Consider the following 23,872-nt stretch of genomic DNA (forward strand, 5'->3'; position numbering starts at 1 on the left):
GACGGCTCCCGGAAACCGCCGCCCCCTACCACCACCCCCGCCCCCTCACCTCAGCGCACACATCCGACTACGATGCGCACGATCTCCCGTCGACGGAGGGGTCCCCTCCGCACACGGGCGTCCGTCCGTTTCCGACCCGCCCCGCAACTCCCGCGCGGCACCAGGGCATTCGGAGATTTCATGCGCAGCAGCTCCTCCCGAGGGCTTCGGCCGGGTGTCCTCGGGACGTTCGACATCGTCGTCATGGCCGTCGCGGGCAGCGCCCCGGCGTACTCGATCGCGGCGACCACCGCCGTGCTCGTCGCCACCGTGGGGCTCGCCGGCCCGGCCGCCCTGCTCTACTGCGCGATCCCGATGCTGGGCATCGTCCTCGCCTACGGACGCCTGGGGCGGCTCGACGTCAACGCGGGCGCGGGCTACTCCTGGGTGGGCCGGACCCTCCACCCGTCCCTCGGATTCCTGTCGGGCTGGGCGCTGGTGGTGTCCACCACGATCTTCATGGTGGCCGGTTCGCTGCCCGCCGGGCAGATGACCCTGGCGCTCTTCGACCCGGCGCTCGCCGGGGACCGGCTGCTCGCCACCCTCGCTGGCGCCGGATGGTTCCTGGCGATGCTGCTGGTGGTGCTCGGCGGCATCCGGCTGACCGTACGGGCCCAACTCCTGCTGTCCGGCGTGGAGCTGGTGATCCTGGTCGTCTTCGTAGTCGCCGCGTTGGTGCACGGCGGGGCCGGGGTCGCCTTCGACTGGTCCTGGCTGGGCTTCGCGCACTTCGACGGGCCGGCCGGCTTCGCCTCGGGCGCCCTGATCGCCGCGTTCTACTACTGGGGCTGGGACGTCACCAGCAACCTCAGCGAGGAGACCAGGGACAGCCGGCGGACCGCCGGGCTCGCCGCGCTCATCGGCGTCGGCGTCGTCTTCCTCCTCTTCGAGGCGTTCACCATCGCGGTCAACACCGTGCTCTCCGCCGAGCAGATCCACGCGGCCGGCTCCCAGGTGCTCACCGTCCTCGGGGAGGCGGTCTGGCCGGGCATCGGCGGGAAACTGCTGATCGTGGCCGTGCTGCTGTCCACCGTCGCGACCCTGGAGACGACCCTGATCCAGGTGACGCGTTCACTGTTCGCCATGGGCCGGGACCGGACGATGCCACCGGCGCTGGGCCTGGTGCACCGGCGGCGGCACACGCCCTGGGTCGCGATCTGCGCGGTCGGCGGGGTGGCGCTGGTGATGTTCCTGGCCTCCACCGCGCTCGGCTCCGTCGGCGACGTCCTCTCGGCCGCGGTGGCGGCCATAGGGCTCCAGATCGCGTTCTACTACGGGCTGGCGGGCATCGCCGCCGTGGTCGCGTACCGCAGGACGCTGCTGCGGTCGGTGCGGGACGCGGTCCTCGGCGGGCTGTGGCCCCTGTTCGGGGCGCTGTTCATGCTGTGGATCTTCGTCGAGTCGCTGGCGGCGCTGAGCCGGGCGTCGATCGTGATCGGGCTCGGCGGTCTGGCGGCCGGGCTGGTGCCGATGCTGGTGTACCGGCGACGCGGCAGCTCCTACTACCGGCCCGCCCGGCTGGACGCCTCGGTGCCCCCGCCGGGCGGGAGCCCCGGTTCCCCGGGGCACTCGCCCCATCCGGAGCACCCGGACCATCCCGAGTACCGCGACCGCGCCCTCGCCACGGACTTCTGACCCGGCGGTCCCCCGGGGCCACCGCGTCGCTCCGGCTCCGGTACCGCAACCGGTACCGGGGGTTCCGACCCCCACGCACCCGCAGAAGGGAGGTACGCAGTGCCCCGGATACCGCGTGTCCGCAGGACGCCGCGTGCGCCCCGCCCATCCCGTGTGCCGCGCCCCCAGCGCCGCCGCTTCGTCCCCGACTTCGACCCCTCGCACGGCGACCGGGCCCTCTCCGAGACCCTGGACGACATCGTCATCGGACGCTGGCAGGGCGTGCGCGACCTGCTGCGCGACGGCGGTGACGACTGGGCGCGGCGCACCCACCGCATCCGGGTCCTCGCCCACGCCGCGGCCGGCTGGTCGGCGACGCGGATGTGGCAGGACGCCGAACCGGCCAGCGCCGACGCCGCCGTGCTCCGCGCCGCCACGGAGGTCGTCGGCGTCTTCCACCGGGCGATCGCCGCGGGTCACGCGCCACCCCGGCAGGGCACCGGGGTGGGCCGCGAGCACCTCGACGCCGCCGTCCGCGTCTGCCTGGACGCCGCCTCCCGGCACCCGGCCGACCCCATGCCATGGGTGTCGCTGCTGACCGTGGCCCGGCTCTACGAGGGCGGGGTACCGCGCCGCGAACTGCGCCGCTGGTGGGACGAGATGCGGCGGCGCGACCCGTACAACGTCGAGGGCCATGTGCAGTTGATGCGCTACCACTCGGCCCGCTGGCACGGCTCGCACGGCCGGATGTACGACTTCGCGCGGGACGCGGCGGGGACGGCGCCGCCCGGCTCCCCGCTGCCGGTGCTGGTGCAGGTCGCGCGCGCGGAGGAGTACCGGTACGTGTGCGACACCGCGCAGGGCCGGGCGGTCCGCGGCTTCGACCAGCACTGGAAGCACGAGCTGGCCGTCACGGAGATCCGCCGCACCTGGGAGCGGTGGATCCTGCTGCGGGCCGACGGGCCGGTCCCGCCGCAGGAGGTCGCCGAGCTGAACTACCTGGCCCACGCGGCCTGCCACGCGGGTCTGCATCTGGAGGCGGGCGGGCTCTTCGTGCTCCTCGGGGACCGGGCCGCGCATCTGCCGTGGGCGTGGACGGGCGATCCGGCGACGCAGTTCACGGCCTGGCGGGCGCGGCTGGGCGTCACGGGCTGAACCCCGGGACCGGTCGGCCCCGGGACCGGAACGGACGACCGGACGACCCCCGGGACGGGAACAAACGACCGGACGACCCCCGGACCGGACCGGACGACCCCGGAACCGGACCGGACCGGAACGGACGGCCCGGTCCCGGGAGTCGGGTCGCCTCAGACGCCGATGTCGCGCCCGTCCTTGCGGTAGACGGCGACGACCGACGGGCGCACGATCCGGCCCGGCCCGTCCGGCCAGACGCTCGCCGGCTTCTCGACGGACGCGCCGTCGACCTCGCCCGGGTGCTGCACGGCCACCAGGACCCGGCGGTCCTGGATCACCGGCCCGCAGGTCTCGGCGCCGGCCGGCACGGTCAGGAACTGCTTCAGCTCACCGCGCCGTTCGCCGTGGGTCGCGACGCCGAAGAGTCCGTCGTGCGAGCCGAGGGCGTTGCCGTCGGTGGAGATCCACAGGTTGCCGTGCGGGTCGAAGGCGACGTTGTCCGGGCAGGAGATCGGGCTGACCCGGTCCTTCGGGAACCCGGCGAAGTAGGTGCCCGGGTCCTTCGGGTCGCCCGCGACCAGGAACAGCCGCCAGGCGAAGCCGTCGGAGGCGGGGTCGTCCCAGTTCTCGGCCAGCTCCAGGATGTGACCGTGCTTGTTGGCGTTGCGCGGGTTGGCCTCGTCCGCGCCCGCCTTGCCCTCCTTGCCGCGGTCCGAGTTGTTGGTGAGCGCGACGTACACCCGGCCGGAGCGGGGGCTCGGCTCGACGTCCTCGGGGCGGTCCATCTTGGTGGCGCCGACCTTGTCGCCCGCGAGCCGGGTGAAGACGTACACCTCGTCGGCGGTCATGCCGGGGACGTGCGAGACCTCGCCGGTGGCGAGCGGGATCCACACACCGGAGCCGTCGAACTCGCCGTCGTTCGGCAGCTTTCCGGTGCCGTCGATCTCGGCGGCCGGGCTGTCGCCGGTCAGCTTGGCGACGTAGAGGGTGCCGTGGTCGAGGAGGGTGAGGTTGTGCGCGCGGGCGGCGCGGCCCCTGCCCTTCTTCATCCGCTTAGAGGAGACGAACTTGTAGAGGTAGTCGAAGCGCTCGTCGTCGCCCATGTAGACGACCGGGCGGCCGTCCGCGGTCAGCCGGGGCTGGGCGGCCTCGTGCTTGAAGCGGCCGAGCGCGGTCCGCTTGGCGGGGACGGAGTCGGGGTCGTACGGGTCCAGTTCGACGACCCAGCCCTGGCGGTGCGACTCGTTGGGCTCCTGCGCCACGTCGAACCGCTTGTCGAAGCGCTCCCACTTGCGCTCGGTGGCGCCGGAGCCGATGCCGTAGCGCTTGTCGGTGGCGCTGGAACCGTTGGCGAAGTACTGGTTGAAGTTCTCCTCGCCGTGCAGGGTCGTGCCCCAGGGGGTGGTGCCGCCCGCGCAGTTGTTGAGGGTGCCGAGCACCCGGCTGCCGGTGCGGTCGGCGGAGGTGCGCAGCAGCGGGCTGCCGGCGGCGGGGCCGGTCAGCTCGAAGCGGCTGGTGGTGGTGAGCCGGCGGTTCAGCGGGTGCCGGGGGACGGGCGTCAGCTTCCCGGTCCGGCTCTCCTCCTGGACGACGACCACGGAGAGGCCGTGCGCGGCCCAGGCGATCTCCACCTGCTTGCGGCTGGGGTTCTCGGGGTCGTAGCCCTTGAACATCAGGACCTCGTCCGTGTACTCGTGGTTGGCCACGAGCAGCTGGCGGCCGGGCTCGCCGGGGAGCGGCAGCAGGCTGAGGAAGTCGTTGTTGTAACCGAACTGGCCCGCCTGCGCCTTGGGGGTCTGGCGGTCCGGGTCGAAGGCGGGGGCGCCGCGCAGGATCGGTTCGCCCCAGCGGATCACGACGTTCTGGGCATAGCCCTCGGGGACGGTGACCTTGTCGTCCTTGTTGGGGGCGACGGGGGCGAAGCGGAGGCCGCGGGCGCCGTCGGCCCTGCCCTTGGCGCCGTTCTTACCGCCGCCGTGGCCGCCGGTGCCGGCGGGGGCGGTGCCGAGGGCGGCGGCCGGGGGTGCGCCGGGCACGAGGGCGGCGCCGCCGGCCGCGGCGGCGACCGTCACGACGGCGGCGGTGCGCAGCATCGAACGGCGGGACAGGGCGCTCGCTATGACATCGCCGACGTACTCGTTGTCGCTGGTGTTGGGGACCTCTTGGAAGCAGGCGTCGCCGCAGCGGTAGCGGCAGGTGAGCGCGGAACGTCCGCCCGCGTGCGACGGGGTGTTCAACAGCGGCAGCAGTTTGCGCACTTCGTCCTCCTTCGGCGCACCTGCGCCGACATGGTGTCGGAATGATTCCGGCCGAGACGTTAGGGGTGCGCACGGGCCCGGCGGCGGACACGAAGTGAACGCCGCATGAATGCGGCCGGCCGGGGCGGTGCGCGCGCCGTGCGCGCGTGGTGCGCGAAGGGTGGAGGCGGTGGGGCTCGTGGGTGGCTACGGGTGCCCTCCCGGGGGCCGCTCCGGGCGGCCGCTAACCTTACGTGTCAGCCCTGGCCCACGGGTCGGGCGCCATGTCTGCAGGAGCGGACAGTCACCGCACCCAACTCATGCGAAAGGCCCCGCACATGGGTATTCGGAGCTTGCTGCGCAAGGTGTTCGGCCGCGAGAACGGCCGCGAGGAGTCGGCGGCGACCTCCGTTCCGGCCCAGGCCGAGCGTACGGAACCGGCCACGGAGTCGCCGGCGGCGCCGGCGGACGTGGACGTGGCCAAGCCGGTGGTCCCGTCGCAGGCGCCGGCGGACCACGCGGCGGACCTGGTCTCGGCCGCGTTCGACAACCCGTCCCCGCGCCCGACGGTCCCAGCCCAGCCGACGGCGACGCCGTCTCCGGCCCCGGCGGACGCGGGTGCCGCGCCGGTCGCGGCGCAGCCCGAGGCGGACGCGCTCCATGCACGGGGTGACGCGCCCCAGGCCGACGCCCCCGCCGCGGAAGAAGGTGCGGCCCAGGCGGAGGCGCCCGCCGCGCAGCCCGAGCCGGGCGCAGCCGGCACCGAGGCGGACGCCCCCGAGCCCGAGACCAGCCTCGCCGAGCCGAGCGTCCCCGAAGCCAAGACGGAGCCCGAAGCCGAGGCAGCCGTGCCCGTGGCGAAGCCCGAAGCAGCAGAGGCCCCCGCCCCGCAGGCCGAGCCCCAGGCGGACGCCCCCGAGCCCGAGACCAGTGCGGCTGCGGCGGGCGCCCCCGAGGCGGACGCCCTCGATCCGCGAGGTGACGCGCCCCAGGCCGACGCCCCCGCCGCGGAAGAAGGTGCGGCCCAGGCGGACGCCCCGGCCAAGGCGGAAGCCCCCGCCGCGGACGATGACCCGGCCCACCCGGAGCCCGAGCCTGCGGATGCAACCGCCTCCGAGGCAGAGGCCCCCCAACCGGCCACCCCCGAGGCCAGCCCGGCCGAGGCGAGCCCGGCCGCCGAAGCCGGCGCACCCGAAGCCGTGGCGAAGCCCGAGGCCGGCGCGGCCGAGCACCAGCTGGCCGCCGAGGCGAGCGCCCCCGTTGCGCAGCCGGCCACCACCACCGCCGAGGCGGACGCCCCCGAGCCCCAGGCGGCCACCCCCGAACCCGAGGCCAGCCCGACCGAGGCCAGCCCGACCGAGGCCAGCCCGGCCCCCGAAGCCGGCGCACCCGAAGCCAAGGCGGACGCCCCCACCCAGTCGGACGCCCCCGAGGCGAGCCCGGCCGCCGAGGCCGGCGCGGCCGAGGCGAGCGCCCCCGAAGCCAAGGCGCAGCCCGCCGCCGAGGCGAGCGCACCCGAGGCCGGCGCACCCGAAGCCGAGGCCACCGCCGCCCCCGCGGGCAAGCCCGCGATCCCGCTCGCGCGGGTCAAGTCGCGCGCGCCGCTCGTCGTGGACGCGTACCGGACCGCCGGGGCCGCGCTCAAGAAGGCGCGGCTCGCCGGGGCCCGTGCGCGGGTCTACCTCGTGCTGGACCGGTCCGGGTCGATGCGGCCGTACTTCAAGGACGGCAGTGCCCAGGGCCTCGGCGAGCAGGCGCTCGCCCTCGCCGCCCACCTCGACGAGCGGGCCGCCGTCGACGTCGTCTTCTTCTCCACCGAGGTCGACGGCACCGGGCAGCTCACCCTCGACGCCCACGACGGCCGGATCGACGAGCTCCACGCGGGCCTCGGCCGGATGGGCCGGACCAACTACCACCTCGCCGTCGAGGAGGTCCTCGCGCTGCACGCCAAGGCCGCCGACCCGGACGCCCCCGCCCTGGTGATCTTCCAGACGGACGGCGCCCCCGAGTCGAGGACCGCCGCCACCGCCGCGCTCGCCGCCGCCGCGGACCGGCCCGTCTTCTGGCAGTTCGTGGCCTGGGGCGAGCACGACGCGAAGGGCTTCGACTACCTGCGCCGGCTCACCGCCGCCAACACCGGCTACTTCCCCGCCGGTCCCACGCCCCGCGAGCTGACGGACGCGGAGCTGTACGCCGGTCTGCTGGAGGGCTTCGGCCCCTGGCTCGCGGCCCGCACCGCCTGACCGGCCGCGCCACCCGGCAGACCCGCGCCCCCGTCCCCGGAGCCCCCGGGGACGGGGGCGCGGTCGTCGCCCGCAGAGCCAAGTGCGGAGCCAAGCGCACAGCCATGCGCACAGCCATGCGCACAGCCATGCGCACAGCGAAGCACGCGGTGAAGCGGGCTCCGCGGGGCCGATAGGATTTCGACCATGGCGGCCACTGGATCCGAGAAGCAGGGGGCGGCGGCGTACTACGTCTCGACCCCCATCTACTACGTCAACGACGCTCCTCACCTGGGCCACGCCTACACGACCGTCGCAGGCGACGTGCTCACCCGCTGGCACCGTCAGCGCGGCGAGAAGGTGTGGTACCTCACCGGCACGGACGAGCACGGTCAGAAGATCATGCGCACGGCCGAGGCGAACGGCGTCACACCCCAGGAGTGGTGCGACAAGCTGGTCACCGAGGCCTGGAAGCCCCTCTGGGAGCACCTGAACATCGCGAACGACGACTTCATCCGCACCACGGAGAAGCGGCACACCGACCGTGTGCAGGAGTTCGTGCAGGACCTGTACGACAAGGGCGAGATCTACAAGGGCGGCTACGAGGGCCCTTACTGCGTCGGCTGCGAGGAGTACAAGCTCCCCGGCGAGCTGATCGAGGCCGAGGACGGCACCAAGCTGTGCCCGATCCACAAGAAGCCGGTGGAGATCCTCAAGGAGGAGAACTACTTCTTCAAGCTCTCCGAGTACGGCCCGAAGCTGCTCGACCTCTACGCCGCCAACCCGGACTTCATCCAGCCCGAGTCCGCGCGCAACGAGGTCGTGAACTTCGTCAAGCAGGGCCTCCAGGACCTGTCGATCTCCCGCTCGACCTTCGACTGGGGCGTCCCGGTCCCGTGGGACGAGAAGCACGTCATCTATGTGTGGGTGGACGCGCTCCTCAACTACGCGACCGCCGTCGGCTACAACGAGAACCCGGCGAAGTTCGAGGAGACCTTCCCGGCGAACGTGCACCTGGTCGGCAAGGACATCCTCCGCTTCCACGCGGTCATCTGGCCCGCGATGCTGATGGCCCAGGGCCTGCCGGTACCCGGCCGGGTCGCGGCCAACGGCTGGCTGATGGTCGGCGGCGAGAAGATGTCGAAGTCCAACCTGACCGGCATCAAGCCGCAGGACCTGACCTCGCACTTCGGCGTGGACGCCTACCGCTGGTACTTCCTGCGCGCCATCGCCTTCGGCAGCGACGGCTCGTTCTCCTGGGAGGACTTCACCGCCCGCTACACCTCCGAGCTGGCCAACGACTACGGCAACCTCGCCTCCCGCGTCGCGGCCATGGTCGGCAAATACTTCGGCGGCGCGCTGCCGGCCGCGACGGCCGACGGTGACGCGGAGAAGGCGGTCCAGGAGGGCCTGGCGAAGGCCGTGGCCGAGGCCGACCGGAAGATCGGCGAGGAGCTGGACTTCCAGGGCGGCATCCTGGCGGTCTTCGACTTCGTCAAGCAGGTCAACGGCTACATCACGGAGCAGGAGCCGTGGAAGGTCGCCAAGGACGAGTCGGCCGAGGGCCGCGCCCGTCTCGCGACGATCCTCTACACGGCCGCCGAGTCGCTGCGCGCGGTCGCGGTGCTGCTGAACGCGATCATGCCGGAGACCTCCGCGAAGCTGTGGGAGTCCCTCGGCGCCGAGGAGTCCCTGGGCGCCCTGGCCGACCAGCGCGTCCAGGACGCCGGCACCTGGGGTCTCCTCCCCGCCGGGGCCACGGTGACCAAGGGCGCGGTGCTCTTCCCGCGCCTGGAGGAGCCGAAGAAGGACTGACCGCGCACCTACCTCGTGCGACGACGAGGGGCCCGGGACGCGACCGCGCAGGCGGTCCGTCCCGGGCCCCTCGCGTCCATGGGGCCGGGCCCTCCGCGTTCTCCGGCAGCGCGCGCCGGGAGCGGGCCCCGCTCCGCGTCCATGGGGCCGGGCCCTCGGCGTCCCCGCGGCCGCTCAGCGCGCCAGCGACCCCGTGTCCCCCATGACGACCACCGGCCGCAGCTCCGGGTTGAGCGCCCGCAGGAGCTGCTTCATATGGTCGAGGGAGAGCGAGACGCAGCCCTGGGTGGGCCCGCCGTGGTCGACGTGGATCCAGATGCCGCCGCCCTTCTCCTCGCCCAGCGGCCGGGCCCCGTCCAGCGGGCTGGTGCCCGGCTCGCGGTTGTAGTTGATCGCCACCACGTGGTCGAAGGAGCCCTCCAGCGGCTCCCCCTCGAAGCCCCGTCCGCTGATGCTGAACAGCGGGCCCCGGTCGTACGGGAGGCGGGTGCCCGGGTCGGGCAGCAGGCCCCCCGCGTCGGTGAGGCCGTAGACCCCGATCGGTGAGCGCAGATCGCCCTGCCGGTGGTCCTCGGTCCAGCCGCGCAGGGCGTTGTGGGCGTGCCAGGGACCGGCCGTGCGCTGCCAGCCGCGTTCGGGGTCGCGGACGTGGAGGGCCACCGAGGAGGCGTCCTCGTCGCGGCCCTCGCCGGTGACGACCAGGGCCTGCCGGGTGCCGTCCGGGATCTGCGCCCGGGTCCGGGGGCCGAGGCCGGGGATCGTGTCCGCGCGGGCTGTCCGGTCCCGGGCGAAGAGGGGAGCCGTCCGGTCCGTGTCCCGACCCTCGCCCGCCGGGGCCGCCGCCTTGCCTTCCGTCTGCCGCGCACCGCCCGCCACGGTCGTCCCGCAGCCGGTGATCAGCGCCGCCGTGCAGAGCAGGGCGGCGGCCGGGAGCGTTCGGTGGCGCAGGGACATCAGGGGCGGCCTTTCCGTCCGGAGGTCTCGTGGCGACGCCACCGGCCGGCGGCCGGGACGTCGTCGGGCACTCTTTCCAGAGTGGCAGGCCGACGCCGATCCGCAGCTCGCGCAATGCGGGAAAGGGCCGCTTTCGGCCGCATCGAAGCAGGTCGGACAGAGGGACGGCGGTCCTGAACGGTCATCGGACGGCATTTGACGCGGGCACCGGCCCGGCACGGGCGAGGGCCCCCGGGACCAGGTGGTCCCGGGGGCCCTCGCCCGCCCCGCCGCGCCTCGCGGCAGGAGCGGTGGCTACTCGCCGGACTTGGCGACCGGCTTGCGGAGCGCGATGTTCAGCTCCCGCAGCCGGGCCTCCTCCAGCTCCGTCGGGGCGCCCATCATCAGGTCCTGGGCGTTGCCGTTGAGCGGGAAGGCGATGGTCTCGCGGATGTTCGGCTCGTCGGCGAGGAGCATCACGATCCGGTCCACGCCCGGGGCGATGCCGCCGTGGGGCGGGGCGCCGAACTGGAAGGCGCGGAGCATGCCGGCGAACTCGCGCTCGACGGTCTCCTTGTCGTAGCCCGCGATCTCGAAAGCCTTGAACATGATCTCGGGCTCGTGGTTCCGGATCGCGCCGGAGGACAGCTCCACACCGTTGCAGACGATGTCGTACTGCCAGCCGAGGACGTCCAGCGGGTCCTGGGTCTCCAGGGCCTCCAGCCCGCCCTGCGGCATGGAGAACGGGTTGTGCGAGAAGTCGATCTTCCCGGTGTCCTCGTCCTTCTCGTACATCGGGAAGTCGACGATCCAGCAGAAGCGGAAGACGCCCTCCTCGAAGTGCCCGGCCCGCTTGGCGGCCTCGACGCGCACCGCGCCCATGATCTTGGAGACCTCGTCGAACTCGCCCGCGCCGAAGAAGACGGCGTGGCCCGGGGCCAGGCCCAGGCGCTCGGTGAGGACCTTGACGTTCTCCTCGGTGAGGAACTTGGCGATCGGGCCGGTCAGCGAGCCGTCCTCACCCACGCGGACCCACGCCAGGCCCTTGGCGCCCTGCTCCACCGCGTAGTCGCCGAGGCTGTCGAAGAACTTCCGCGGCTGGTCCTGCACGGCCGGCACCGGCAGGGCGCGGACGTGCTTGCCGGCGAAGGCCTTGAACTCGGAGCCCTCGAAGACATCGGTGATGTCGACGAGCTCCAGCTGGGCACGCAGGTCGGGCTTGTCGTTGCCGTACTTCAGCATCGACTCGCGGAACGGGATGCGCGGGAACGGCGAGGTGACATGGCGGCCGCCGCCGAACTCCTCGAAGAGCTCGGTCATGAGCTTCTCGATCGGCTGGAAGACGTCCTCCTGCTCGACGAAGCTCATCTCCACGTCGAGCTGGTAGAACTCGCCGGGGGAGCGGTCGGCGCGGGCGTCCTCGTCGCGGAAGCAGGGCGCGATCTGGAAGTAGCGGTCGAAGCCCGAGATCATGAAGAGCTGCTTGAACTGCTGCGGGGCCTGCGGCAGCGCGTAGAACTTGCCCGGGTTCAGACGGGAGGGGACCACGAAGTCGCGCGCGCCCTCGGGGGAGGTCGCGGTGAGGATCGGGGTCGCCATCTCGTTGAAGCCGAGGGCCACCATCTTGGCGCGGATCGCGGCGATGACCGCCGAGCGCAGCATGATGTTGCGGTGCATCCGCTCACGGCGCAGGTCGAGGAAGCGGTACTCCAGGCGGCGCTCCTCGCCGACACCGTCGTCGGTGTTGATCTGGAACGGGAGCTGCTGGGACGCCCCGAGCAGTTCGACCGAGCCGACCTCGACCTCCACCTCACCGGTGGGCAGCTCGGTGTTGACGTTCTCGGCGCCACGGGAGACGACCGAGCCGTCGACGCGGACGACCGACTCCTTGTTCAGCTTGTCCAGGGCCTCGTAGGCGGGGGTGCCGGGACGTGCGACGAGCTGCGTGATGCCGTAGTGGTCGCGCAGATCGATGAAGAGGATGCCGCCCAGGTCTCGGCGATTGTGCAGCCAGCCGCTCAGCCGGACGTCGGCACCGACGTCAGAGGCGCGGAGCTCGCCGCAGGTGTGGGACCTGTACCGATGCATCGTCGTTCATCCAGTCTTCGCGGATCGGGGACCTGTTTCACGTGAAACAGGTCCCAGGGTACCGGCCGCCCGGTCGTGCCCCGGGGCCCGGCAGGTCATCCCCGAGCACATCTGCCTACAGTGAGCGAATGCGCACCGAGGACGTCCTGGTCTCCGTGGCGACCGGTATCTGGCGCTGGGAGCACGCGTCGGGGATCGTCACCCTCGACGCCGAGGCCACCCGGCTGCTGGGCCTGCCGCAGGGCTCGGGCCGGTTCTCCGAGGCGGCCGTGCGCTCCTGCTTCCACCCGGTCGACTGGGGCGAGCTGAACGGCGTCACCAGCCTGGCGGCGATGGAGGGGACCCTCGCCGAGGCGCGACTGCGGGTGGTCGACGCCTCCGGCCGGGTGCAGCGGGTGCTGCGGTCCCGGGGCAAGCCGTTCACCGTCTCCGGGAGCCCCTGTCTGGTGGGCACCGTCCAGGAGGTCAGCGACCAGCCCGAGGACGCGGTCGCCCAGGCCCCGGTCACCGGTGACTGGCGCCGCTCCCGGGAGGCGTTCCTGCTGGACGCGGGGCGGGCGCTGGCCGAGGCGCGGTCCACCGCCGAGGTGCTGCGGGTGGCCGCCTCCCTGTCCATGCCCGGCTTCTCACCGGACGGGCTCGCCGTCTTCGGGATCGCGGGGGACCGGCTGACGATCGTCGGCCACCACGGCCACAGCGCGGGCGACGACGAGCCGTTCACCGATATGCCGCTGGACACGGACTACCCGGCCGCCGAGGTCGTCCGCACGGGCCGCGCGGTCTATCTGCCCACCCCCGACGACTACAAGGAACGCTTCCCGGTCACCTGGCCGCTGGCCCAGCGGTTCGGCCGCCAGTCCTGGGCCTTCCTGCCGCTGGTGGTGTCCGGGAGCACGATGGGGACGTGGATGGCGGCGTTCCGGCATCCGGTGGCGTTCACGCCCGACGAGCGCTCGGTGCTCACCACGGTCGCCCGGATGCTGGCCCAGGCCCTGACCCGGGCCGGGGCCGCCGAGTCGGAGCGGGAGCTGTCGCTGGGGCTCCAGCGCTCGATGATGCCCACCCTCGTCCCCGGGGTGCGGGGGGTGACCCTGGCCGGCCGGTATGTGCCCACGGGCGGGGGTCTCCAGGTGGGCGGCGACTGGTACGACACCATCCCTCTGCCCTCGGGCGGGGCTTTCCGGGGCGAGGGCTTCGACGGCCGGATCGCGCTCGTCATCGGGGACGTCCAGGGCCATGACGTCCGGGCCGCCGGTCTGATGGGCCAGCTCCGGATCGCCCTGCGGGCCTACGCCTCCGAGGGCCACCGGCCGGACGCGGTGCTCTCCCGGGCCTCGCGCTTTCTGCACGGCATCACCGAGGACGAGGAGCCGGGTGCCGGACCCGACCTCGGCGGACCGCGCTTCGCGACCTGCCTCTACCTGGAGTTCGAGCCGTCCACGGGCACGGTGGAGATCGCCCGCGCGGGCCACCCGGAGCCGGCGGTGCTGACCTCGGACGGCACGGTGTTCCAGCGGTCCACCGAGGGCGGTCTGCCGCTGGGGATCGACCCGGACTCGGACTACCCGACCACCCGCTTCGTGCTGGAGCCCGGTGACACCCTGCTGGTGTGCACGGACGGGCTGCTGGAGACCGGCGGCCACGACCTGGACACCGGCTGGGCCCGGCTGCGCACCGTCCTGGAGCGGCACGGGAAGGACTCCTCCCTGGAGGAGCTGGCCGACGCCCTGGTCCAGGCGGTGCACGGACCGACCTCGCACCACACCACCGGACCGCTCGCCGACCGCCGCGAGGACGACATCGCGGTGCTGCTGCTCACCCGGGAGGGGGTGCCCTCCGGGACCCCGACCCGGCGGACGGCGATGAGCGTGGCGCAGGCGGAGCCGGAGCGGATCGCGGCGGCCCGCCGGCAGGTGCGCGAGCTGCTGCACGACTGGGCGGACGCCGAGCAGGTGGACTCGGCGGTCCTGATGGTCTCCGAGATGGTCACCAATGTGCTGGTGCACACGGACGGCACGGCCCTGCTGGCGGCCGAGGTGGACCACGCGGACTCCGCCCGGCGCCTGCGGGTGGAGGTCACGGACGGCAGCGACGACCTCCCCCACCGCCGCAGACCCGGTGAGATGGCCTCCTCGGGGCGCGGGCTGGTGCTGATGGAGATGCTGGCCGACGCCTGGGGCGTGGACCCGCGCGGCGAGGGCAAGTCGATCTGGTTCGAGCTCTACGAGCCCCCGGCCCCGGACTCCGCGCCGGTCCCGTCGCCCGGCGGGTCGGCGGGCGGCCCGTAGCGGGCGCGCAGCTCCCCGATCACCCCGAAGGCGGCCGCCGTCACGGGCACCGCCAGCAGCATCCCGAGGATCCCGGCGAGACTGGCCCCCGCCGTGATGGCCAGCATCACGATCGCGGGGTGCATCTGGACCGTACGGCTCTGGATCATGGGCTGGAGGACGTGCCCCTCCAGCACCTGCACCGCCAGCACCACCCCGAGCGCCCAGAGCGCGATCACGAACCCCCGGTCGGCGAGGGCCACCAGGACGGCGACCGCGCCGGAGATGAAGGCCCCCAGATAAGGGATGTACGCGCCGACGAAGACGAGCGCGCCGAGTCCGACCGCCCCGGGGACGCGCAGGATCAGCAGGCCCACGGTGATGCAGAGGGCGTCGATCAGGGCGATGAAGGTGGTGCCGCGCATGAAGCCCTCGACCGCCTCGAAGGCCCGGCGCGCCATGGCCTCCAGCAGATCGCCGGTGGAGTGGGGCGCGAGGGAGCGCAGGGCGCCGACGGCGCGGTCGGAGTCGCGCAGGAAGAAGAAGACGAGAAGGAGGGCGAGGACGGCGATCGCGATCATCTCGCCGACGACGCTGAGCCCGGTGATCACCCCGGAGGCGGCGGTGCCGCCGAACTTGCCCAGCAGCTCCCGGGCGTTGCCCGCGATGTCGTCCAGGGAGGTGCCGGCGGCGCCGAAGTGGCGGGTGAGGTCGGTGGCGGCCTGCCGCAGCGAGGCCACGATCTGATCGCCCGTCTCCACCAGGGCGTTGACCACGATCCAGACCGCCCCGCCGACCACGGCGAGCACCGCCACACAGGTCAGCCCGGCGGCGAGCGAGCGCTGCACCTTCATCCGCAGCAGCCGCCGGTACAGCGGCCCGAGCAGGGCGGTGCCCAGCAGAGCGAGCAGGACCGGGGTCACGGCCGTCTTGAGCGTGACGACCAGCCAGACGCCGACACCCGCGACACCGGCCACCAGCAGGGCGACCACACACCAGGCGGCAATCCGCCGCACGGGCTCGGGCAGAACGGGACGCGGATGGGGGACGGTCACCCGCCCACCCGACCACGCCCCCGCGCCGGGGGCCCGCCGGGGCGGTCCGCAGGAGTGACGGACCGTCAGCCGGGTGCGGTGCGGGGCGCCCTGCGGCCGGTGGGCCGGGTCAGGTCGCCCCGCCCTCCCGGGCCCGGCGCAGCGCCGCACGGGCCTTGATGATCCCGCCGTGCTGGAGCACCGCGGCCAGATAGATCCGGGCCCCGACCCGCAGCAGCAGCGCGATCGCCACGGCCATCAGCAGGGCGGCCGCGACCAGGTCCCACCACGGCACCGGGCCGGCCGCCATCCGCAGCGGCATGACCGGCCAGGAGGTGCCCGGGAGGATCGAGAAGACCCGGGTGAGGGTGTCGTTGGCGCCGGTGAACGGCAGCAGCGCGGCGAAGATGCCGATCGTCTGGAGGAAGCTCACCGGGCCGGCCGCGTGCTGGATGTCCTCGGAGCGGGAGACCAGCGCGCCGGCCAGGGCCCAGAGCGTGGCGATCAGGAAGTAGCCGGGGACGAACCAGGCGATCACCAGCGCCCCGACCGCGACCGCCGGTGCGTCCAGCAGCCCGGCGACGGAGGCGAAGCCGATCAGACAGACGGTGATGGCGGTGATCTGGGTGAGGGCGACGACGCCGATGCCCAGCACCTTTCGAAGTGCTTGATGAGCCGGTCGAACTCCAGCATCTGTCTCCCCCCGCCCACCCCCCGCGCCCAGTCGAGCGGGTGGTCTCCCCACCAGCGGATGGGGCCCTCTCGGCGGCGGGAGGAACATCGATCACCGGAGAGAATAAAGGGCCGTGCGGACGTCGTGTCCGCACGGCCCCTCCGGTCCGCGCTTTACCCGGGGTACGCCGCGACCAGTGTGCGCACCGGAGTCGGCGGTGCGCCGGGCCTCGTCGCTCCGGTGGCGTCGGTCCCCGGCCGGACCGGTTCGTTCCGGTGGCGTCGGTCCCCGGCCGGACCGGTTCGTTCCGGTGGTGGTCAGTCCCCGGCCGGGCCCGAGGGCTTCATGCCGTGCACCGCCGGGACGGTGCCCAGGCGGCCCTTCTGGAAGTCCTCGAAGGCCTGCTGGAGCTCGGCCCGGGTGTTCATCACGAACGGCCCGTAGTGCGCCATCGGTTCGCGGATGGGGGCGCCGCCGAGGAGGACGATCTCCAGGTCGCCGCCGCCCGGGCCGGTCTGCGTGTCGTCGGCCCACACGGTGAGCGCGCCGCCGTCGCCGAAGACCGCGGTCCGGCCCGCGTGGACCGGCCGCCGCTCGTCGCCGACCGCGCCGCTGCCGGACAGGACGTAGGCGAGCCCGTTGAAGTCCTCGCGCCACGGCAGCCGGACCTGTGCGCCGGGGCGGAGGGTGGCGTGGATCATCGTGATCGGGGTGTGGGTGATGCCGGGGCCCTGGTGCCCGTCCAGCTCGCCCGCGATGACGCGGAGCAGCGCGCCGCCGTCGGGGGAGGTGAGGAGCTGGACCTGGCCGCCGCGGATGTCCTGGTAGCGGGGGTCCATCATCTTGTCCTTGGCGGGCAGGTTGACCCAGAGCTGGAGGCCGTGGAACAGCCCCCCGGACATCACCAGCTGCTCGGGCGGCGCCTCGATGTGCAGCAGGCCGGAGCCGGCCGTCATCCACTGGGTGTCGCCGTTGCGGATGGTCCCGCCGCCGCCGTTGCTGTCCTGGTGGACGAAGGTGCCGTCGATCAGGTACGTGACGGTCTCGAAGCCGCGGTGGGGGTGCCAGGGGGTGCCCTTGGGCTCGCCCGGCGCGTAGTCCACCTCGCCCATCTGGTCCATCATGATGAACGGGTCGAGGTACTGGTAGTTGATCCCGGCGAAGGCGCGGCGCACCGGGAAGCCCTCCCCCTCGAAGCCGGCGGGCGCCGTGGTCACCGCGCGGACCGGCCGGGACACGGCCTCGGCGGGTGCGGCGACGCGCGGCAGGGTGAGCGTGTTCTCGACAGTCACTGCGGGCATGGCGGGAGCCTCCTTGTGCGCTTGTGCGGCCACTTTAGTTGAAGAATGAACTTATTGCCATCGGGAACGACGAACGCCCGGGAGGAATTCCTCCCGGGCGTCCCGGTACGGTCCCGCGGCGGCCGGCAGCGCGGGCGGACAGCGGCTCAGCCGTACATCCGGCGCATCGCGAAGTCGACCATCTGCTCGACCGCCTTGGCGTCGAACACCATCCGGTGCTCCCCCTCCATGTCCAGCACGAAGCCGTAGCCCGTGGGGAGCAGGTCGATCACCTCGGCACCGGTGATCACGAAGTACTTGGACTCCTTGCCCGCGTACCGGCGCAGCTCCTTGAGGGAGGTGAACATCGGGATCACCGGCTGCTGGGTGTTGTGCAGCGCCAGGAAGCCCGGATTGTCGCCGCGCGGGCAGTAGACCTTGGAGGTCGCGAAGATCTGCTGGAAGTCCTCGGCGGACAGCGAGCCGGTGGTGAAGGCCCGTACCGCGTCCGCGAGCGACGGCGGCGACGGTTCGGGGTAGAGCGGCTGCTCCCCGTAGGAAGGCTGCTGCGGCACGTACTGCTGCTGTGCACCCGCGGACTGGTCGTAGCCGTACATGAGCGCAAGGGTACTGAACGCGGCGCCCCGGCGGGGCCGCGCCCGTACTCTGGCCAGAGGTTCGACGGGGGAACACAGGGGGGAACCATGGACGCACGAGCGGCGGGCGCCGGGGCGGGGTGGCTGCTGGCGGCCGCACCACTGCTGACGGCGGGCGGGCTGGTGACGGCGACCGGCACGGGCGCGCCCGGCCTGACCACGCAGACCTTCACGCGCATCGACTGCCGGGAGGCGCGCACGATGAAGGGCGGCACGGTCTGGCACTGCGCCGGCGAGAGCCCCGACCAGGTGCGCATCAACGACAAGACCCGGCAGGACGCCCTCCGGGACGCCGTCCGGGCCCATGTCGACGGCACGCGCCCGCCGCGCCCCGTCCCCGGCGGCGGCCGCACCGACCTGCTCTTCGTCGACCACGACGGCCGCGAGGACCCGGACGAGGTCACGGCGACCCTCTCCCCGGCCGGCGGCCGGTGGATCGCGCACGCCCCCGGAGTGGTCGGCACGGGGGTCGCGCTGCTGCTCGCCGGGGCCGCCGCGGCGGGGTGGGGAACGCACCGGCTGCGGGCCGCGCGCGAGCCGCGTCACAGATGACGGGTCAGGGGTTGCACTTTATTACCGACGGGTAGCATCATCGTAGCTACTAACTGGTACGTGGATGTCCGGTCCAATTTCCGATCTTCAACGGAGCCGTCGCCATGGGGCACTACAAGTCGAATCTCCGCGACATCGAGTTCAACCTCTTCGAGGTCCTCGGGCGCGACAAGCTGTACGGCACCGGCCCGTTCGCGGAGATGGACGTCGACACCGCCAAGTCCATCCTGGAGGAGCTGGCCCGTCTCGCGGAGAACGAGCTGGCCGAGTCCTTCGCCGACGCCGACCGCAACCCGCCGGTCTTCGACCCGGCGACCAACACCGCCCCGGTGCCCGAGTCCTTCAAGAAGGGCTACAAGGCCTTCATGGACTCCGAGTACTGGCGTCTCGGCCTCCCCGAGGAGATCGGCGGCACCACCTCGCCGCGCTCCCTGGTGTGGTCCTACGCGGAGCTGCTGCTCGGCTCGAACCCGGCCATCTGGATGTACTCCTCCGGCCCGGCCTTCGCCGGTGTGCTGTTCGAGGAGGGCAACGAGGCCCAGAAGAAGATCGCGGAGATCGCGGTCGAGAAGCGCTGGGGCTCCACCATGGTCCTCACCGAGCCGGACGCCGGCTCGGACGTCGGCGCCGGCCGCACCAAGGCGATCCAGCAGGAGGACGGCTCCTGGCACATCGAGGGCGTGAAGCGCTTCATCACCTCCGGTGAGCACGACATGGAGGAGAACATCCTCCACTACGTCCTCGCCCGCCCCGAGGGCGCCGGCCCCGGCACCAAGGGCCTCTCCCTCTTCCTGGTGCCGAAGTACCACTTCGACTGGGAGACCGGCGAGCTGGGCGAGCGCAACGGCGTCTACGCCACCAACGTCGAGCACAAGATGGGCCTCAAGGCGTCCAACACCTGCGAGATGACCTTCGGCGACCAGCACCCCGCCAAGGGCTGGCTGATCGGCGACAAGCACGACGGCATCCGCCAGATGTTCATGATCATCGAGTTCGCCCGGATGATGGTCGGCACCAAGGCCATCGCCACCCTGTCCACCGGCTACCTGAACGCGCTGGAGTACGCCAAGGAGCGCGTCCAGGGCCAGGACCTGGTGAACTTCATGGACAAGACCGCGCCCAAGGTCACCATCACGCACCACCCCGACGTCCGCCGCTCGCTGATGACGCAGAAGGCGTACGCCGAGGGCATGCGCGCCCTGGTCCTCTACACCGCCGCGATCCAGGACGACATCGCCGTCAAGGAGGCCGCCGGCGAGGACGCCAAGGCCCTCGTCGCCCTCAACGACCTGCTGCTGCCGATCGTGAAGGGCTACGGCTCCGAGAAGTCCTACGAGCAGCTCGCCCAGTCCCTCCAGACCTTCGGCGGCTCCGGCTACCTCCAGGAGTACCCGGTCGAGCAGTACATCCGGGACGCCAAGATCGACACCCTCTACGAGGGCACCACCGCCATCCAGGGCCAGGACTACTTCTTCCGGAAGATCGTCCGCGACCAGGGCCAGGCGCTGAACACCCTCTCCGAGGAGATCAAGAAGTTCCTCGCCCTCGGCACCGGCGGCGAGGAGCTGGCCCCCGCCCGCGACGCGCTCGCCAAGGCCGCCGTGGACCTGGAGGCCATCGTCGGCACGATGACCAACGACCTCATCGCCACCGGCGAGGACGTCAGGAGCATCTACAAGGTCGGCCTCAACACCACCCGCCTGCTGATGGCCTCCGGTGACGTGGTCGTCGGCTACCTGCTGCTGCGCGGCGCCTCGGTCGCCGCCGAGAAGCTGGAGACCGCCTCCGCCAAGGACAAGGCGTTCTACCAGGGCAAGATCGCGGCCGCGAAGTTCTTCGCCGCCAACGTCCTGCCCGGGGTCTCGGTCGAGCGCTCGCTCGCCGAGAGCGTGGACAGCTCGCTGATGGACCTGGACGAGGCCGCGTTCTAGCCTCCCCCGCAACCCCCGGCACCGGAGCCGCCGCCCGACCTCTCGGGCGGCGGCTCCGTCGTGTCCGGGCCACCCCCACAAGCCCCCACAGGGAGCCCGAGCGCCCGCGAAGCCGCACGAAACGGGGCATCGCGCCGGGGCAACCGGTGCGCGCTCATGCCTCGTTAAGGTGAACCACATGAGCAGCAGCGAACCCGCCCCCACAGCGCACGCGCCCGCGCCGTTCGACCGCGGCCACACGGACGACATGATGGCGTTCCTCGCCGCGGCCCCCACGCCGTACCACGCCGTGGCGACCGCCGCCGCCCGCCTGGAGAAGGCCGGCTTCCAGCAGGTCCGCGAGACCGACGCCTGGGACGGCACCGCAGGCGGCCGCTATGTGCAGCGCGGCGGCGCGCTGATCGCCTGGTACGTCCCCGAGAACGCCACCGCGCACACGCCGTTCCGCATCGTCGGCGCCCACACCGACTCCCCCAACCTGCGCGTCAAGCCGCTCCCCGACACCGGCTCGCACGGCTGGCGCCAGGTCGCCGTCGAGGTGTACGGCGGGACCCTGCTCAACACCTGGCTCGACCGGGACCTCGGCCTCGCCGGCCGGCTCACCCTGCGCGACGGCTCCCACCGGCTGGTGAACATCGACCGCCCGTTGCTGCGCGTGCCCCAGCTCGCCGTCCACCTCGACCGCTCGGTCAACACCGACGGCCTCAAGCTGGACCGGCAGCGCCATATGCAGCCGATCTGGGGCCTCGGCGAGGTCGAGGAGGGCGATCTGATCGCCTTCCTGGAGGAGGAGTCCGGCATCCCCGCCGGCGAGGTCACCGGCTGGGACCTGATGCCCCACTCCGTGGAGCCGCCCGCCTACCTGGGCCGTGACCGGGAGCTGGTCGCCGGGCCGCGTATGGACAATCTGCTCTCCGTGCACGCGGGTACCGCCGCGCTGGCCGCCGTCGCCGCGCGGGGCGAGCTGCCGTACATCCCCGTCCTCGCCGCCTTCGACCACGAGGAGAACGGCTCCCAGTCCGACACCGGCGCCGACGGCCCGCTGCTCGGCTCGGTGCTGGAGCGCTCCGTGTACTCCCGCGGCGGCAGCCTGGAGGACCGGGCCCGCGCCTTCGCCGGCACCGTCTGCCTCTCCTCCGACACCGGCCACGCCGTCCACCCCAACTACGGCGAGCGCCACGACCCCACGCACCACCCGCGCGCCAACGGCGGCCCGATCCTCAAGGTCAACGTCAACCAGCGCTACGCCACCGACGGCACCGGCCGGGCCGTGTTCGCCGCCGCCTGCGAGCGGGCGGGCGTGCCGTGGCAGACCTTCGTCTCCAACAACGCGATGCCCTGCGGCACGACCATCGGGCCCATCACGGCGGCCCGCCACGGCATCCACACGGTGGACATCGGTGTGGCGATCCTGTCCATGCACAGCGCCCGCGAGCTGTGCGGGGCGGACGACCCGTATCTGCTGGCGAACGCGCTGGTGGCGTTCCTGGAGGGCTGAGCCGGCCGGGGCGCGAGGCGGGCCGGGCGCGCGGGTTCGACCTCGCGCCCCGGCCCGCCGTCATCCGGCCTCGGGTTGCGTCACCCGGCCTCGGGGTCCATCCCGGCGAGCACCAGCGGCAGCCGGGCCGCGCCACCCGGGACGACCCGCACCGGGACGCCCCAGTCCTGCTGGTGCACATGACACGCCGGGTACTCCATCGCCGGGTCGTCGTCGCAGGAGGCGGCCATCGCCGAGACGTGCAGGACGCCCTCCCCGGCCTCCGGGTCGATCTCCAGCTCGCGCCGCAGCTCCGTGCCCGTGCCCTCACCCGCGCGCAGCAGTTCCGGCGGGGTGGCGGAGACCAGCAGCCGGGTGGACGGCCCGTAGCGGGTGTCCAGCTTCTGCCCGGCCGGGGCCTGGAAGACCACGTCCAGGGTGAGGGCCCCCGGCGCGACCTCGGTCGCCGCGCGCCGGGTGCGGTGTGCGACGGCCTCCACCCGCACCGCCTCCTCCGGCAGCCGCAGCCGGGTCAGGCGGTGCCGCGCCGACTCCACGACCACGATCTCCTCACCGTCCAGCACCGCCCCGCTGGGCTCGCGCAGATCGGTGGCGAGGGTGGTGACCTGCCCGGTCGCCGGGTCGTAGCGGCGCAGCGCGTGGTTGTAGGTGTCGCTGACGGCCACCGAGCCGTCGGGCAGCGCGGTCACGCCCAGCGGGTGCTGGAGAAGCGCCTGCGCGGCCTCACCGTCCCGGTGCCCGAAGTCGAAAAGGCCGGTGCCGACGGCGGTGTGCACGGTGAGGTCCCGGTCGATCCAGCGCACGGCCGAGGTCTCGGAGTCGGCGATCCACAGCCGGTCGCCGGCGGCCGCGAGGCCCGAGGGCTGGGCGAACCACGCCTCGGCGGCGGGCCCGTCGACCAGCCCCTCGTTGGTCGTCCCGGCCGCCACCTGTACCGTCCCCGCCCCGGGGTCGTACGTCCACAGCTGGTGGACGCCCGCCATCGCGATCCAGAGCCGGTCGTTCCACCAGGCCACGTCCCACGGCGAGGAGAGCGACACCTCACGGGCCGGACCGGAGACCGGCTCGCCCTGCCACCACTGCTTCCCGGTCCCGGCCAGCAGCTCGATCGCGCCGGTCGCGGGGTCGTACGCGCGGATCGCGTGGTTGACGGTGTCCGCGACGGCCACCCGGCCGTCCGGCAGCAGGGCGAGGCCCTGCGGCTCGTTGAACTCGCCGTCCCCGATCCGGCGCACCACGCTCTCGCCGTCCGGGGCCAGTTCGACGAGCTGGTGCCGCGTCGAGTCCGAGACCAGGAGGTTCCCGGAGGGCAGCCGCAGCACCTTGCCGGGGAAGCGCAGATCGGTGGCGACCGGCTCCGGCGGCACATACGGGCCGTCGCCGCGCCGCAGCGTCCCCTTGGCCTCGTGCTCGGCCTCCAGCTCCCCGACCAGCCGCGCGATGGCGTGCGCATGCCCCTCGCCCGCGTGCTGGGCGACGACATACCCCTCGGGGTCGATCACCACGAGCGTGGGCCAGGCCCGGACCGCGTACTGCTTCCAGGTCGCCAGCTCGGGGTCGTCCAGGACCGGGTGGTGGACCTGGTAGCGCTCGACGGCGTCCACGACGGCCTGGTGCTCGGCCTCGTGCACGAACTTGGGCGAGTGCACACCGATGATCACCACGGTGTCGCGGTGCTTCTCCTCCAGCTCGCGCAGCTCGTCGAGGACATGCAGGCAGTTGATGCAGCAGAAGGTCCAGAAATCAAGGATCAATGTGCGACCTCGGAAGTCGGCGAGCTTCAGGTCCTTCCCGCCGGTGTTGATCCAGCCGCCCTTGCCGATCAGCTCGGGGGCACGGACACGGGCACGCTTGCGGGGCGCGGGCGCAGGGGTGGGCGCCGAGGCAGCATCGTTCATG

Annotated in this window: 16 protein-coding genes; 8 read left to right on the plus strand and 8 right to left on the minus strand. The window is 72.9% G+C overall.

Going from position 1 to position 23,872, the window contains the following annotated elements:
* Positions 1-180 precede the first annotated feature (180 nt).
* Positions 181-1,674 (plus strand): APC family permease, encoded by a 1,494-nt coding sequence (locus ABZ457_RS00445; RefSeq protein ID WP_359152257.1) that lies wholly within the window; start codon positions 181-183, stop codon positions 1,672-1,674.
* A gap of 153 nt (positions 1,675-1,827) precedes the next feature.
* A complete protein-coding gene (locus ABZ457_RS00450; RefSeq protein WP_359152259.1) occupies positions 1,828-2,808 on the plus strand; it encodes a hypothetical protein in 981 nt (326 codons plus the stop codon).
* Positions 2,809-2,960: 152 nt separating this feature from the next.
* Here the strand turns inward: ABZ457_RS00450 and ABZ457_RS00455 are convergent, their stop codons facing one another.
* Positions 2,961-5,045, minus strand: coding sequence for a PhoX family protein (locus ABZ457_RS00455; protein ID WP_359152261.1), 2,085 nt, complete (start codon positions 5,043-5,045; stop codon positions 2,961-2,963).
* A gap of 317 nt (positions 5,046-5,362) precedes the next feature.
* On the opposite strand from ABZ457_RS00455, the gene ABZ457_RS00460 reads away from it, so the two are divergent.
* Positions 5,363-7,267 carry a VWA domain-containing protein gene (locus ABZ457_RS00460; protein WP_359152263.1) on the plus strand — a complete coding sequence of 635 codons (1,905 nt, stop codon included), beginning with the start codon at positions 5,363-5,365 and terminating at the stop codon, positions 7,265-7,267.
* A gap of 186 nt (positions 7,268-7,453) precedes the next feature.
* On the plus strand, positions 7,454-9,061 hold the full coding sequence (gene metG / locus ABZ457_RS00465; protein ID WP_359152265.1) for a methionine--tRNA ligase: 1,608 nt from the start codon (positions 7,454-7,456) through the stop codon (positions 9,059-9,061).
* A 174-nt stretch (positions 9,062-9,235) separates the two neighbouring features.
* On the opposite strand, the gene ABZ457_RS00470 is transcribed toward metG, so the two are convergent.
* Both ABZ457_RS00470 and aspS read right to left on the minus strand, forming a co-directional pair.
* Complete coding sequence (locus tag ABZ457_RS00470) at positions 9,236-10,015, minus strand: L,D-transpeptidase family protein (protein WP_359152267.1); 780 nt, start codon at positions 10,013-10,015, stop codon at positions 9,236-9,238.
* 294 nt (positions 10,016-10,309) lie between these two features.
* Positions 10,310-12,082 carry an aspartate--tRNA ligase gene (gene aspS / locus ABZ457_RS00475; RefSeq protein WP_359152269.1) on the minus strand — a complete coding sequence of 591 codons (1,773 nt, stop codon included), beginning with the start codon at positions 12,080-12,082 and terminating at the stop codon, positions 10,310-10,312.
* Positions 12,083-12,210: 128 nt separating this feature from the next.
* On the opposite strand from aspS, the gene ABZ457_RS00480 reads away from it, so the two are divergent.
* Complete coding sequence (locus tag ABZ457_RS00480) at positions 12,211-14,370, plus strand: SpoIIE family protein phosphatase (RefSeq protein ID WP_359152272.1); 2,160 nt, start codon at positions 12,211-12,213, stop codon at positions 14,368-14,370.
* Here the strand turns inward: ABZ457_RS00480 and ABZ457_RS00485 are convergent.
* From ABZ457_RS00485 to ABZ457_RS00500, 4 genes are all read right to left on the minus strand, one after another.
* Positions 14,304-15,404, minus strand: coding sequence for an AI-2E family transporter (locus ABZ457_RS00485; RefSeq protein WP_359152273.1), 1,101 nt, complete (start codon positions 15,402-15,404; stop codon positions 14,304-14,306). The genes ABZ457_RS00480 and ABZ457_RS00485 overlap by 67 nt on opposite strands.
* Before the next feature lie 109 nt (positions 15,405-15,513).
* The gene (locus ABZ457_RS00490) at positions 15,514-16,164 is read right to left on the minus strand and encodes an ABC transporter permease (RefSeq protein WP_359152274.1); all 651 of its coding nucleotides are present in this window, start codon (positions 16,162-16,164) and stop codon (positions 15,514-15,516) included.
* Between the two features lie 209 nt (positions 16,165-16,373).
* Positions 16,374-17,357, minus strand: a complete 984-nt coding sequence (locus ABZ457_RS00495; protein ID WP_359152276.1) for a pirin family protein — start codon at positions 17,355-17,357, stop codon at positions 16,374-16,376.
* A gap of 146 nt (positions 17,358-17,503) precedes the next feature.
* Complete coding sequence (locus tag ABZ457_RS00500; protein ID WP_018846016.1) at positions 17,504-17,953, minus strand: SseB family protein; 450 nt, start codon at positions 17,951-17,953, stop codon at positions 17,504-17,506.
* 87 nt (positions 17,954-18,040) lie between these two features.
* Between ABZ457_RS00500 and ABZ457_RS00505 the strand changes: the two genes are divergently transcribed.
* From ABZ457_RS00505 to ABZ457_RS00515, 3 genes are all read left to right on the plus strand, one after another.
* A complete protein-coding gene (locus ABZ457_RS00505; protein WP_359152277.1) occupies positions 18,041-18,544 on the plus strand; it encodes a hypothetical protein in 504 nt (167 codons plus the stop codon).
* Positions 18,545-18,648: 104 nt separating this feature from the next.
* Entirely contained in the window at positions 18,649-20,475 is a 1,827-nt protein-coding gene (locus ABZ457_RS00510; protein ID WP_359152278.1) for an acyl-CoA dehydrogenase, read from the plus strand.
* Positions 20,476-20,653: 178 nt separating this feature from the next.
* Positions 20,654-21,973, plus strand: coding sequence for a M18 family aminopeptidase (locus ABZ457_RS00515; RefSeq protein WP_359152280.1), 1,320 nt, complete (start codon positions 20,654-20,656; stop codon positions 21,971-21,973).
* An 80-nt stretch (positions 21,974-22,053) separates the two neighbouring features.
* Here the strand turns inward: ABZ457_RS00515 and ABZ457_RS00520 are convergent, their stop codons facing one another.
* Positions 22,054-23,871: an NHL domain-containing thioredoxin family protein gene (locus ABZ457_RS00520; RefSeq protein WP_359152282.1), complete on the minus strand. Its 1,818-nt coding sequence runs from the start codon at positions 23,869-23,871 to the stop codon at positions 22,054-22,056.
* Position 23,872 lies beyond the last annotated feature (1 nt).

The sequence above is a fragment of the Streptomyces sp. NPDC005805 genome (assembly GCF_040630445.1).
Classification (GTDB): Bacteria; Actinomycetota; Actinomycetes; order Streptomycetales; family Streptomycetaceae; genus Streptomyces.

Bases quoted from the DNA above. Each gene is read 5' to 3' on its own strand.
- ABZ457_RS00510 (WP_359152278.1), top strand. From the start codon at position 18,649: ATGGGGCACTACAAGTCGAATCTCCGCGACATCGAGTTCAACCTCTTC.
- ABZ457_RS00515 (WP_359152280.1), top strand. From the start codon at position 20,654: ATGAGCAGCAGCGAACCCGCCCCCACAGCGCACGCGCCCGCGCCGTTC.
- ABZ457_RS00520 (WP_359152282.1), bottom strand. From the start codon at position 23,871: ATGAACGATGCTGCCTCGGCGCCCACCCCTGCGCCCGCGCCCCGCAAG.
- ABZ457_RS00480 (WP_359152272.1), top strand. From the start codon at position 12,211: ATGCGCACCGAGGACGTCCTGGTCTCCGTGGCGACCGGTATCTGGCGC.
- ABZ457_RS00445 (WP_359152257.1), top strand. From the start codon at position 181: ATGCGCAGCAGCTCCTCCCGAGGGCTTCGGCCGGGTGTCCTCGGGACG.
- ABZ457_RS00500 (WP_018846016.1), bottom strand. From the start codon at position 17,953: ATGTACGGCTACGACCAGTCCGCGGGTGCACAGCAGCAGTACGTGCCG.
- metG (WP_359152265.1), top strand. From the start codon at position 7,454: ATGGCGGCCACTGGATCCGAGAAGCAGGGGGCGGCGGCGTACTACGTC.
- ABZ457_RS00490 (WP_359152274.1), bottom strand. From the start codon at position 16,164: ATGTTCCTCCCGCCGCCGAGAGGGCCCCATCCGCTGGTGGGGAGACCA.
- ABZ457_RS00470 (WP_359152267.1), bottom strand. From the start codon at position 10,015: ATGTCCCTGCGCCACCGAACGCTCCCGGCCGCCGCCCTGCTCTGCACG.
- ABZ457_RS00460 (WP_359152263.1), top strand. From the start codon at position 5,363: ATGGGTATTCGGAGCTTGCTGCGCAAGGTGTTCGGCCGCGAGAACGGC.
- ABZ457_RS00495 (WP_359152276.1), bottom strand. From the start codon at position 17,357: ATGCCCGCAGTGACTGTCGAGAACACGCTCACCCTGCCGCGCGTCGCC.
- ABZ457_RS00505 (WP_359152277.1), top strand. From the start codon at position 18,041: ATGGACGCACGAGCGGCGGGCGCCGGGGCGGGGTGGCTGCTGGCGGCC.
- aspS (WP_359152269.1), bottom strand. From the start codon at position 12,082: ATGCATCGGTACAGGTCCCACACCTGCGGCGAGCTCCGCGCCTCTGAC.